Origin of the sequence: Amycolatopsis ponsaeliensis, from assembly GCF_030182635.1 — a bacterium.
Classification (GTDB): Bacteria; Actinomycetota; Actinomycetes; order Mycobacteriales; family Pseudonocardiaceae; genus Amycolatopsis; species Amycolatopsis ponsaeliensis.
On the sequence record NZ_JAPZLD010000027.1, the window covers coordinates 87,841 to 100,888 of the forward strand.

3 protein-coding genes are annotated in these 13,048 nt (G+C 74.1%); all 3 read right to left on the reverse strand.

Annotated elements, in window-relative coordinates:
• Positions 1-8 precede the first annotated feature (8 nt).
• Entirely contained in the window at positions 9-8,663 is an 8,655-nt protein-coding gene (locus QQ657_RS33945) for a non-ribosomal peptide synthetase (RefSeq protein ID WP_284746384.1), read from the reverse strand.
• A complete protein-coding gene (locus QQ657_RS33950; RefSeq protein ID WP_284746385.1) occupies positions 8,660-12,433 on the reverse strand; it encodes a non-ribosomal peptide synthetase in 3,774 nt (1,257 codons plus the stop codon). The genes QQ657_RS33945 and QQ657_RS33950 overlap by 4 nt, the downstream gene beginning before the upstream one ends.
• A gap of 395 nt (positions 12,434-12,828) precedes the next feature.
• Positions 12,829-12,984 carry a hypothetical protein gene (locus tag QQ657_RS33955; protein ID WP_284746386.1) on the reverse strand — a complete coding sequence of 52 codons (156 nt, stop codon included), beginning with the start codon at positions 12,982-12,984 and terminating at the stop codon, positions 12,829-12,831.
• Positions 12,985-13,048 lie beyond the last annotated feature (64 nt).

Here is a 13,048-nt window from a genome sequence, read left to right on the forward strand (position 1 = left end):
TGTGGGTCTCACAGTCCGATGGCCGCGGCCATTTCCGTGACGTGCGGTGCGCGCACGATGCCGTAGTGGGTGGTGGGCAGCTCCCGCCAGTGGCTCGGCTCGGGCAGCAGCGCCCGCCAGCCACCGCGGTCCGCCACCGGCAGGCCGGGTTCGGGTTCGGCGGCGAGCCAGACGTGGCTGGGTGTCGTGCTCAGCCGCGGCAGCGCGTGCCCGGTCATGCTGCGCAGGTTGGCCCGGCACGCGCGGGCGAGCCGCCGGGCGTGCTCGCCCGCGGCGCCGCCGGACGCGCCGAGTTCGCGCTCGAACACCGTTTCCAGCTGGGCGTCGCTGTAGTCCGCGGCGCTCGCGCCGGGCGGCGGCGGGTCGATGAGGTGCAGGGCGCGCACCGGCTGCCCGGCCCGCTCGGCTTCGGCGGCCATGCCGGCCGCCACCCAGGAGCCGAACGACCACCCGGCCAGCTGCCAGGTGTGGCCGGGGAACCGCTCGTGCAGCGCCGTGTAGTAGCGGTGGGCCCGGTCCTCGACGGACCACCCGGGCGGTTCCGGGCGGCTCAGCGCCGGGTCGGCGATCACGCAGACGCCGAGTTCGGGGGGCAGGGCCTCGACGAGCGGGCGGTAGGCGTGGACGTCTCCGCCGACCGGGTGCACGAGACACAGGACGTCTCGTGTCGTCCCTTCGCGCCAGACCTGCACCACGACTTCGCCGGCGTCGGCCGCTTCGGAGAGCTTCGCCAGCAACGCGGCCATCGTCACTTCCGGGCCGAGCCAGGCGAGGTCGAGGTCGACGCCGTAGAGGCGTTTCACCGAGTCGACGACGTCCAGCAGCGTCAACGAGTCGGCACCGAGGTCGTAGAGCGGCACGTCCGGGTCGAGTTCGGCGACGCCCAGGAGAGCGCGCACTTCTTCGGTCAGATCCGCTTCGGCAGGTTTTGCCGTCGTCGGGGTGGTGTCACGTTCGTGGAACCCGCGGGCGGTCTCGAGGCCGGTCGTCGCGACCAGGAGCTGCGGCAGCCCCGACCCCAGCGCGCGGGCGAAGGTGCGGCGGCCTTCGTCGATGCTCAGGCCGACCGCGAGGTGAGCCTGGTGCCGGGCGTCGGTTTCCAGCGCGGTGACGGCCATGCCGCTGTCGCGCCAGACGTCCCAGCCGATCGAGAGCCGGGCGGTCGGGCCGTCGCGGTGGGCGAGCGCGTCGAGGAAACCGTTGGCGGCGGCGTAGTCCAGCTGGCCGGTGCCGCCGAACTGCGCGGACAGCGACGAGCAGTAGACGGCGAAGGCGGGCCGGTGGCGTTCGATGAGCCGCTCGGTGAGGAGGGCGCCGGCGAGCTTGGCGGACTGCGTGCCTTCGCCGCGGGTGGCGATGAGCCCGCCGCCGGGGACTCCGGCCGCGTGCACGATCCCGGCCAGGGGCGTGCCGATGCAGGCGTCGACTTCCTCGGCGGTGATCGTCGTGAGGTCGGCGGCGAGGAAGCCGACGCGGTCCGCCCACGGCTTGAGCTCCTCGGGCAGGTAGGGCTCGCGCGCCAGCAGGACGACCCGGCCGGCAGTCCGGACGAGCAGCTCTTCGGCGACGGCGGTCCCGATGCCGCCGGTGCCGCCGAGGACGAGGTGGGTCCCGTCCGCGTGGATGGCCCCGCCGGCGGTGACCGGGGTGCTTTCCTGCGTCCACCAGAAGCCGGCCCGGAGCGCGACCCGGTCCGGTGGGGGCGGGCCGGTGAGGAGGTCGGCCAGTGCGTCCAGGTCGGGGTCGGGCAGGTCGACCCAGTGGCCGGGCACGCCGCTTTCCTGCGGGCCGACGGCGGTGATCCCGGCGAGCAGCCCGCCTTCGGGGCGCGTGACGGCGGTGTTCGCGGGAGCGGCCCCGGCGGACACCCACCAGGTCCTGAGTGGACGGTCATGGGCGGCCCGCAGCAGGGCGGCGGGGGTGTCGAGGCAGGCCCGGCGGGCTCGGCTCAGGGAGTCCTCGCCGAGGGGGCCCGTGATGCCGAGGGGGAGGGTGTGGAGCCAGTCGATTCCGGCGCCGGGCAGGGCGTCGAGGACTTGACGCAGGTGGGCGGTGTCGGCGGGGTCGGCTTCGAAGGTGTCGGGGCCGAGCCGCGCGAAGTGGTCGGCGGCGTGGACCCGCACGACGCGCGGGTAGACGGCGTCGAGGGCGGGCGCTGTGAGCGGGCCTTCGCCGGAGATGACGAGGACGCGATCGGTTCTGGCGGCGGTGGTCGCCCGGCGGAGACGGACCCAGGTGGGCTGGTGCAGCCAGCCGGCCTCGGGCAGCCGGGCGACGGCGGCCCGGCGCGGGAAGTCGAAGTCGCGCAGAGCAAAGGCCGGCGGCGGAAAGTCCCACGGCGCGGGGGCGGGGGAGTGACCCCAGTCGACGGAGGCCCCGGCCAGCCAGGCCGCGGCCAACTCGGCGGGAGCGCCACTTTCAGGTGAAAGTCCCGGGTCTGCCGTGGCTGGTCGTGAGTGGGAAACAGGGTTAGAACCCCGTTTCTCACTCACGACCCTCGCGTCATCCGGCGGTGCGGGGGCGGAGCTTTCACGAGAAAGCTCCGGGGTGGGCGCGGGCTCGGCGGGAGGCGTCGTGGCGCTCGACCGGGCCGGAGCGGGCGTGCCCGGTGCGGGCGTCACCTCCCGCGGCTCGGCCGTGCGTAGCCACTCCACTGCCGCGGCCGCGTCCTCTCCGGCCGCCGCCATGCGCCACCTGTTCTCCGGGCGGCCCGACTGCAGGTGCCGGAGCACGTCCACATAGGACTCCGGGTGCGCCGCCAGGTACTCCGCCACCCGGGCCGCCTCCACGCGCAGCGCCGCGGCGCTGCGGGCCGAAAGCACCAGGCACCGCGCCGGTTCGGGAGCCGAAACAGCCGCCGGCCGGACCGACTCCAGGACCACGTGAGCGTTCGTTCCCCCGATGCCGAAGCTGCTCACCCCGGCCACCCGCGGTCCCGCGGGCCACGGCTCCGCCCGCGTCGGCACCCGGAACGGCCCCAGGTCCAACGCCGGGTTCGGCGCGCGGAAGTCCACCGTCGGCGGGAGCACGCCGTGGTGGATGGCCAGGGTCGCGCGGATCAGGCCCACCACGCCCGCCGCCGCGCCCAGGTGGCCGAGCTGGCTCTTCACCGAAGACAACGCACAGCCCGTCGAATCGGGCATCGCCTCGCGCAGGGCCGCTACCTCGATCGGGTCGCCGAGGCGGGTGCCCGTTCCGTGCGTCTCCACGTACCCGACGTCGGCGCCGGAGCGCCCGGCCCGCCGGAGCGCGGCTTGGACGGCCGCGCGCTGCCCGGCCGGGGACGGGGCGCTGTACCCCTGCTTCACCGCGCCGTCGTTGGTCAGCGCCGAGCCCCTGATCACCGAGTACACCGTGTCGCCGTCGCGACGGGCCGCCGAAAGCGGCTTCAGCACCACCACGCCGACGCCGCTCGCGCCCACCGTGCCGTCCGCGTCGTCGCTGAACGGGCGGCAGTGGCCGTCCGCCGAGAAGATGTGCTGCGGCCGGTACCGGTACCCCTCGGCCAGGGTGACGTCGACGAGCACCCCGCCCGCCAGCATCACGTCCGCCTCGCCGCCGCGCAGCATCCCGGCGGCCTGGTGGACGGCGACCAGCGAACTCGAACACGCCGTCTGCGTCGTCAGCGCGGGACCGCGAAGGTCGAGGTGGTACGCCACCTTCGTGGCCAGGAAGTCCTTCTCGTGGTGCAGCGCGAGCTGGAAGCCGTCCGGCAGCGCGGCCGGGTCGCCTTCGCGCAGCATCTGCTGGAAGTACGTGTTCTCGCCGCAGCCCGCGATCAGCCCGATCCGGTCCGCCCCGGCGATCCCGGCGTGGGCCAGCGCCTCGACGCAGGCCATCAGCAACTGCCGCTGCTGCGGATCCATCAGCGCCGCGTCGCGGTGGCTGATCCCGAAGTGCTCCGGGTCGAACGCCAAGGGACCGTCCAGGAGGCTGCGCGCGCCGACGAGGCCTTCCGGCGCCGCGAACTCCTCGATGCCCCGGCGACCGGCGACGACCAGGTCCCAGAACGCCGCCAGGTCCGGCGCGCCGGGCAGCCGCACCGCCATGCCGACGACGGCCACCGGTTCGTCGGCGGCGGCCTCGGAAACGACCCGGGCCGCGGCCGGCCCGCTTTCGAGGTGGCGCGTCAGGTCCCGGAGCGTGACGTGCTCGAAGAGGTCGGCCGCGGTGAAGCGGTAGCCCGCTTCCGCGCAGCGCAGGTGGAACCGCATCAGCGAGAGGCTGGTGGCACCGGCGGCGAAGAACGTCTCGTCGGGCCCGATCGGCGCGCCGGTCACCTCCTCGAACAGCGCCGCCAGCTCGCTCGACGGAGCCGCGGCCGTCCGGTGGAGATCCTCACCGGGGGTCCGGGCAGCGGCGTCCCGGTCGAGCTTCCCGCTGGGCGTGCGCGGCAGGGCGGCCACGACGCGGAAGCGGTCGACCCGCGCGTGCGGCGGCAGCAGCGGCACGAGGTGCTCGCCCAGCTCCGCCGCGGTCGGCGTCCGGCGGCATTCGAGGAACGCGGTCAGCCGGTCGCCTTCGGCCGCGACGACCGCGTTGACGACGTCGGGGTGCCGCAGCAGCGCGGCCTCGACCTGCCCGAGTTCGAGGCGGTGCCCGCTGAGCTTGACCTGCCGGTCGGCCCGGCCATCGAAGTGCAGCAGCCCGGCGCGGTCGAAGTGCGCGAGGTCGCCGCTGCGGTAGTACAGCTCCGGCAGTTCGGCGAACTTTTCCGGAGCCGCTTCGCCGAGGTAGCAGCGGTTCGCCGCGAGACCGCCGATGAGCAGCTCGCCGACCTGTCCCGGCGGCAGGGGGGCGCCCGCGGCGTCGGCGACCCGCAGGACCGCGTTCGCCACCGGACGGCCGATGGCGGGCCGGTCGGGCCAGCCCGCGGGATCGCCGTCGAGGGTCAGCGCGCTGGCGACGTGGGTTTCGGTCGGGCCGTAGTGGTTGTGCAGGCGCGCGCCGGGCAGCCCGGCGAACCAGCGGCGGATCGCCGGCGTGCACACCAGCTGCTCGCCGGCGGTGATCACGTCCCGCAGCCGCGACGGGTACCGCCCGAGCCGGACGCCGTGCTCGGCCAGCAGCTGCAACGCCACGTAAGGCAGGAAGATCCGTTCGATGCCGGCGGTTTCGAGCTGCGCCAGCAGCGCCGGGACGTCGTGCCGCCACTCCGGCCGGACCAGGTGCAGCCGGCCGCCGCCGCACAGGGTCGTGAAGATCTCCTGGAACGACACGTCGAACGACAGCATCGAGAACTGCTGGGTCGCCGCGGGCGGCATGTCCTGCCACTGCAGCAGGTTGGCCAGGGTGCGGTCGGGGACGCGCACGCCCTTGGGCGTACCGGTCGAGCCGGAGGTGAACAGCGTGTAGAGCGGCCGTCCGGTGTGCCGGGCCGGGACGTCCGGCACCGGCCCGCCGGTGAGCGTGACGTACCGCCGTTCGACGTCCGTTTCGAACGCTTCCCCAGGAGCGAGCAGGACGCAGCTCGGCCGGACCCGGGCGAGCATGGCGTGCAGCAACGCGGGCGGGTACGCGGGATCCAGGGGCACCGCGGTGATGTTGAGCCGCGCGAGCGCGAGCAGCGCGACGATGTGCTCGGCGGACGGCCGGAAGTACAGCGCGATGTCGGTCGCGTCGCCGGGCAGGGTGGCTGCGAGCCGCGCCGCGTGTGCGTCCAGTTCGGCGTAGGTCAGTGTCGTCTCGCCGGTCAGCGCCGGGGCGTCGGGCGTCAACGCGACCTGACGCGCGAAGCCCTCCGCCACGGTCTCCCACGTCAACTCCGCCGCGACGCCGCGGCCGTGGTCGCGGCGGTACGGCTCGGCCAGCTCGGCCGGGGTCCGCGCGGTGCCGTTCAGGGCGCGCTCGAAGACGTCGCCGAGCGCCGACGCCTCGTCTTCGGTGAAGTGGCCTTCGCCGTACTCCCACAGGCAGTCGAACCCGTCCGGCCGTTCGACGACCGAGAGCGTGAGCGCGCACTTGGCCTCGGCGGCTTCGATCCACTGTGGACTGACCGTGCAGCCGGGCAGGCTCAGCGCGCCGAAGTCCGTGTTCTCCAGGACGAACAGGTAGTCGAAGGCCGCGTACCCGGGGTCGAGGTCGGCGAACGCGACGTCCTGGCGGTCCAGGGCGGCCCCCGACGCCTGGCCGAGCCGGCGGAGCTGGGTGTCCAGGTCCTCGTCCGGGTCCACCGAAAGCGGCAGCCGGACGGTGTTGGCGAACATCCCGACGCCGTCCTCGAACTCCCGCACCGGCCGGTTGGCCACCGGCGCGGCGATCCGCGGCCGGGTCCGCCCGGTCACCGCGTACAGGCTCCAGGCGAACACACCGAGGAGGAGCTGGAAGCGGGTCAGGCCCAGCTCGCCGGCCCACTCGTCGACACGCTCACGCCCGATCGTGGTGGTCCGCAGCCGCCCGGTGAGCGACGCTTCGCCGGCCGGCTCGGCATCGTCGACGCGTTCGGTCAGCTGGGCTTGGTAGCCGGGGGAGGCGAACCACCGGGACTGCCACCCGGCGAAGTCGAACGGTGTGTGCCCGGCGGGCCGCGGCGAGGCGCCGGACAGCTCGCGGAACAGGATGTTCAGCGACCAGCCGTCGACCGCGATGTGGTGCAGGCACAGCAGAAGCGTGCCGTCCGGCCGCCAAGCCGCGCGCAGCAGCCGGCCCGACGCGAGGTCGAACGGCGCGGTGAAGAAGTCCTCGGACGGCTCGGTCCATGGGTCGTAGGGCGCCTTCGCCACCTGCCGCAGGCCGTCGGACGTCGCCTCGAAGGCGGTGCGCAGCGCCGGGTGCCGCTCCACCAGGCCGCGCACGTTCCGGCGCAGAGCGTCGAGATCGGGGGAACCGGTGACGCGGAAAGCGAGCGGTACGTGATACGCCGTGGAGGCGGGGTTCCGTTGCTGCAGCAGCCAAAGCCGTTGTTGTTCGCTGGTGGCCGGCGCCGTCGTCGCGGTCGTCGGCGCGCCCGGCTCCGGATAGGCCGCCCGCTCGGCCGCCGAGACGGCGCCGGCGAGATCGGCGAAAGACCCGCGCTGCACCGCCGAGGGCGCCAGGTCCGCGCCCCACCGCTCGCGGATCGCGAACCGCAGCCGCAGCGCCTTGAGCGAGTCGCCGCCGGAGCGCAGCCACGTGTCGCCGGGGTGCAGATCCGGAAGGCCGAGGACGTCCCCGACGACGTCCAGGACCTCGCGCTCCCACCGGGTCGCGGCACCGCCGGTGTCCGGCCGCCACGGCGGGAACCCACCGGCCAGGAGCGCTCCTTCGTCGACCTTCCCGTTCGCGTTCCGGGGCAGTTCCTCGACGCGGAAGACGAGGTGCGGCCGCATGTAGGCCGGCACTGTTTCGCTCAAATGAGCTTCGAAGGCGTCGAAGGGAAGGTCACCGGTCACGATGAAGGCGAGCAGTTCGGCCGTGGCCGCGCGGCGCACCGCCACATGCGCCTGCCGGACCTCCGGGTGCGCGAGGAGCCGCTGCTCCAGCTCGCCCGGCTCGATCCGGAACCCGCGGACCTTCACCTGCCGGTCGGTGCGCCCGGCGTAGGCGAAGCGCCCGCCCGGCAGCACGCGGACCAGGTCGCCGGTGCGGTAGAACCGTGCGCGGCCCTCGTCGAGCCACGGCAGCCGGACGAACCGCTGCCCGGTCTCCGCGGGCAGGCCGCGATAGCCGAGCGCGACCCCGGCTCCCGAGATGTACAGCTCCGCCAGCTCGCCCTCGGCGGCCACGCGCTCGTCCGCGGTCACCGCGACCGCGCCGGTGCCCGGCAGCGGACGGCCGATCGGCACGACGTCGCCGTCGAAGCCCCGCGGGATGGCGTAGCTCAGCGCGAACGTCGTCGTCTCGGTCGGGCCGTAGCCGTTCTGCAGCCGGGTCGGCGCGTCCGGGTTGGCCCGGTACCAGCGGCGGATCAGCGGGGCGTTGAGCTGTTCGCCGCCGATGACGACCCGCCGCACCGTCGAGAAGCTGTCCGGCACGGTCTCCGCGACCGCGTTGAACAGCGTCGCGGTCACGAACATCGTGTCGACGCGCTCGCGGACCAGCGCGTCGGCGAACGCCCGCGGGTCCCGGACGGTCTCGTCGTCGAGCACGACGCAGGTGCCGCCGGTGAGCAGCGGCACCCACACTTCGAAGCTGATCGCGTCGAACGCGGGGTTGGCCAGGCAGGCGTACCGCGTGCCGTGGTCGAGCCAGCCGGGTTCGGCGAGCCGCAGGACCCCGGCGTCGCGCACCTCGACGCCCTTGGGCCGGCCGGTCGTGCCGGAGGTGGAGAAGAGGAACGACGCGGGTGCGGGCTCGGCGGGCACCCCGGCCTCGACGGTCCCGGCCAGGAGCTCGGCGGGCGTCAGCGGGGGCAGGCCCGGCAGCCCGTCGTGGACGACGGCGGCCGCGCCCGCGTCGGCGAGGATGACGTCGCGGCGCGCGGGCGGGCTCTGCCGGTCCAGGGGCACGACCTGGCCGCCCAGGCGCAGCACGCCCAGCATCACCTGGATCAGCTCGGCCGAGCGGGGCAGGCCGACGGCGACCGCGTCACCCGGCCGGACTCCCTTGCGGGACAGGGATTCCGCGACGGCCGCGGCGCCCGCGTTCAGCTCGGCGTAGGTGAGCCGGCGGGTGCCGTCGGCCACGGCGACGGCGTCGGGGTGCCGCAGCGCCCGGTCGTGGACGCGGCGGGCGATCGAGGTCATCGGGCGGCCAGCTCGGCCGAGATCACCTTGGCGACCAGTGGCAGTGCGTCGCTTTCGAGCATGTCCCAGTGCCCGCAGTCGGCGGGGACCACGTCGAACTCGCCGCGGGCGCGGCGGCGCCAGAACTCGGCCGAACCCGGGATCGTGTCCTCGCCGACGGCCTGCACGAACACCACCCGCGCCGCCGACTCGCCGGGATCGTGCTCGCGCGCGGTCAGCCGGTTGTGGTTGTACGTGCGGTGGTAGCGCTCGATCTGCGCGTCCTCGATGCCCGGGTACATCCCGTTGAAGCGCACCAGCTTCTCGCGGAACTCGGCCGCCGGCACCGGTTCGATCGCCGCCCGCGCGGCCGGGTCGTCGGTGGCGGTGGTGTCGAGCAGGACGACGCTGACGCGCGGGTGGTGCTCCGCCAGCCGGCGGCCCATCTCGTAGGCGACCAGGCCGCCGTAGGAGAGTCCACAAAGGACCAGCGTCTCGCCGGGCCGCGGGCCGACGAGCCGCAGGTACTCCTCGGCCATCGCCTCGACGCTCGGCAGCGGCTCTTCACCGGCGTTGAGCCCGGGGGACTGGATCCCGAGGACCCCGGCGTCTTCGGGCAGCGCGGCGCTGAGCGGCAGGTAGCAGAACGCGGTCCCGCCGGCCGGGTGCACGCAGACGACGCGCGCGTCGCCGGCGCCGCGCCGGAACTCGATCAGGCTGCCGCCGTCCGGCGGGCGGTTCGTGCGCAGCAGCGCGGCCTGCGCCTCGATGGTCGGGTGCAGGATGACGTCGCGGATCGGCAGCTCGTGGCCGAACTCGTCGCCGATGGCGTGGGCCAGCTTGATCGCCGAGATCGACGTGCCGCCGACGTCGAAGAAGCCGTCCGAGACGCCGATCGCGGGGTGCAGCAGCAGGTTCCGCCAGATCCGCAGCAGGGCCAGCTCGACGTGGTCGCGCGGGGCGGCGGTGTTGACGGCGGCGGGGGCGCTCTCCCGGGCGTGCGCCAGGACGGCGTCGCGGTCGAGCTTGCCGCTGCGGCTCAGGGGAAGCCGGTCGAACTCGGCGAACACCGACGGGATCATGTAGTCCGGCAGCCGGTCGGCGAGCGCGGCGCGCCACTCGTGCGGCGTCCGGCTGCCGCCCGCGATCCCGGCGACGAGCCGGGGCTCGCCCTCGCGGTCCACCAGCACGGCGGCCTCCCGGACGCCGGGGACGGCCAGCAGCGCGGCTGTCACCTCACCGGGCTCGATGCGGAACCCGCGCAGCTTGATCTGGTCGTCGCGGCGGCCGGCGTACTCGGCTTCGCCGTCGGGCAGCCAGCGAGCCAGGTCGCCGGTGCGATACATCCGTTCGCCGGGCACGAACGGGTCCGCCACGAACCGCTCGGCGGTGAGCCCCGGCCGGTGCAGGTAGCCCCGGGCCAGGCAGTCGCCGGCCAGGAAGACCTCGCCCACCACGCCCGGCGGCACCGGGCGCAGCCGCTCGTCCAGGAGGTAGAGCCGCGAGCCGGGCAGCGGCCGTCCGATCGGCGCCGGGCGGTCTAGCGGCTTCGGGTCGAAATGCGCGGTCGCGTAGAGCGTGGCCTCGGTCGGCCCGTAGCCGAAGCAGATCCGCAGGCCGGGCAGGGCCGCGCTGAACCGGGCGAGCGCGGCGTCGGTCAGCGGTTCGACGCCGGTGAGGACCTGTCGCAGTGAGAGTCCTTCCACCCGGCTGAGGTCTTCGTCGATCCACCGGACGTAGGCGGGCGGCAGGAACGCTTGCACCACCCGGTGTTCCCGCAGCCACGCCATCAGCGCCGCGGGGTCGGGCCGGACGTCCTCGGGCACGACGTGCAGCACCGCGCCGGTCGTCAGGGGGAGCAGCAGTTCGTGCACCGAGGCGTCGAAGCCGATGCTCGACCACGCCGACGTCGCCTCGCCCGGCGTCGCGCCGAAGCGGTCGAGCCACTGGTCGAACAGGGCGAGGACGCTGTGGTGGGTCACGGCGACCCCCTTCGGGCGCCCGGTCGAGCCCGATGTGTAGATCACGTAGGCCGTCTCGCCGGGCCCGGTCGTGACCGGGTGCCGGGTCTCGTCGCCCTCGGCCTCCAACGCGGTGACGTCGTCGCCCAGGACCAGCACGGGGCGGGCGTCCTCGACCATCGCCGCCCGCCGGGCGGCCGGCTGGGCCGGGTCGAGCGGGAGGTAGGCGGCGCCGGTCTTCAGCACGCCCAGGACGGCGGCCACCAGCTCCGCCGACCGTCCACTGAGGACGGCCACGACTTCGCCCGGTGCCGCTCCGCGGGCGCGCAGGGCGTTCGCCAGCTTCGTGCCGCGGCGGTCCAGCTCGCCGTAGGTGAGGGTCCGGCCGTCACAGACGAGCGCGGGGGCGTCCGGGGTGGTCTCGGCGTGGGTGGTGAAGCGGTCGACGAGCCCGCCGGGGCGCCGGCGCGGACTCGGCCCGGTGCTCCAGCCGGTGAGGATCTCGCGGCGTTCGGCGTCGTCGAGGAGTTCGTAGCTCGTGACGTCCAGGTCCGGTCGCGCGGCCAGCTGGTCGAGCAGCCGGACGAGGTAGCGGGCGTACCGCTGCGCGGTGGCGTGGTCGAAGAGGGCGACGGCGTAGTCGAGGTGCCCGGCGACGTCGCCGTTCTCGTCGGCGAGGCCGAGGGCGAGGTCGAACTTCGCCGGGGCGTGCTCGATCTCGAGGGGCTCGGCCGCCACGCCGGGCAGCTCCAGGAGGTCGTGCAGGGTCGGGACCCAGGCCACCATCGTCTGGAACAGCGGCGTGTGCGCCGGGCTGCGCGGTGGGTTCACCAGCTCGACGACCCGTTCGAACGGCAGCTCGACGTGGTCGATCGCGCCCCGCAACGCCGCGCGGACCTGCTTGAGCAGGGCGCCACCGGTGCGGGCGCCCGTCAGTTCGGCGCGCACGGCCAGCGTGTTGACGAAGAACCCGATGGTGTCGGGGTGCTCGCCGCCGGCGCCGCGGTTGGCGGTGGGGACGCCGACAACGATGTCAGTTTGTGCGGAAAGCCGGGACAGCAAGAGGGACCAGCAGGTCAGGACGGTGGAGTAGAGCGTGGCGCCGTGGTCGCGCGCCACCGCTTTCAGGCGCGCGGTGAGGTCCGGCCCGAGCGAGATCGGCACCCGGGCACCGCGGTGGTCCTGCCGGGCCGGGCGAGGCCGGTCGGCGGGCAGTTCCAGCACCGGCGGCACACCGTCGAGCCGGTCCTGCCAGTACGCCTCGTGCGGCGCCGGGCCGGGGCCGGCCAGCCAGTCCTGCTGCGCGCTCGCGTGTTCGCGGTAGGGCCGTGCCGGCGGCAGGTCCGTCGGCACGCCGCTCAATTGAGCGGCGTAGAGGATGCCGAGCTCGCGCAGCAGCAGCGTGCGGGACCAGCCGTCGAAGACGACGTGGTGGACGGTGATCAGCAGGACGTGGTCGTCGTCGCCGTCGGCCAGCAGCCGGGCCCGGGCCAGCGGGGCCCGCGTCAGGTCGAACGGCTCGAAGGGGTCGGTACGCCGCAGCTCGGCGGCTTCGCCCGGCCGTCCGGAGACATCGGTGACGGTGCAGGGAAACCCGTGCCCGGCGGGTTCGACGACCTGCACGGGCCGGCCGTCTTCGACGACGATCCGGGTCCGCAGGGCCTCGTGGCGGTCGGCGAGGGCGTCGAAGGCCTGTCGCAGCGCCTCGCGATCCAGGGGGCCGCTCAGGGTGAAGGCCATGGTCTCGTTGTAGGCGGGGCCGGCCCCGTCCAGCTGGGAGACGGTCCAAAGGCGCTGCTGACCGGACGACAGCGGTGCGGACACTCGCATCGAGGACGGCCTTTCCGGGCGGGGCGGGCGAACCGGTACGGCGTTGTGCCGTCGCAGCCGAGGTCGGGGAAACGCTCTCTGTCTGTCCGGACAGTTAACACCACACCATCGGGTGATGACGAGGGGTGACAAAAGTTTGCCCGGAAGTCCCTGCCGGGCGCGGCAAGTCGTGGTTCGACCGGCTGCCTGGCACCGCCGATGCGGGGCCGGCCGAGCCGGGAGCCGGGCGGCTTGGATACCTCGGTGTCTTGAATGAGTCATTCAGGTCTTGGGAGGTCCTGAATGACTCATTCAAGACGTTCGGCGGCCCGGAAGTCCCTGCGGTGAACGCGGCCAGGGCCGGAAGCGGCTTGCTTCCGGCCCTGGACGGCGTTCTTGCGTGACGCGGGTTCGGCTCAGAACCAGTGCGCCCGGCCGCCGATCTTGCGTCCGGTCCCGCCGACGATCGCCAGGACGACGCCGGCGACCGCGAGCACGATGCCGATCGTGTACAGCACGGGGATGCCGACGATGAAGCCGATGACGAGCAGGATGACGCCCAGGATGATCACGGTGGAGAAGCTCCTTTTCGCGAAGAGCCGCCACCTCGGGGCGGTGGCGGCTCGCTTCCGCAAG

Bases quoted from the DNA above. Each gene is read 5' to 3' on its own strand.
- QQ657_RS33950 (WP_284746385.1), bottom strand. From the start codon at position 12,433: ATGCGAGTGTCCGCACCGCTGTCGTCCGGTCAGCAGCGCCTTTGGACC.
- QQ657_RS33945 (WP_284746384.1), bottom strand. From the start codon at position 8,663: ATGACCTCGATCGCCCGCCGCGTCCACGACCGGGCGCTGCGGCACCCC.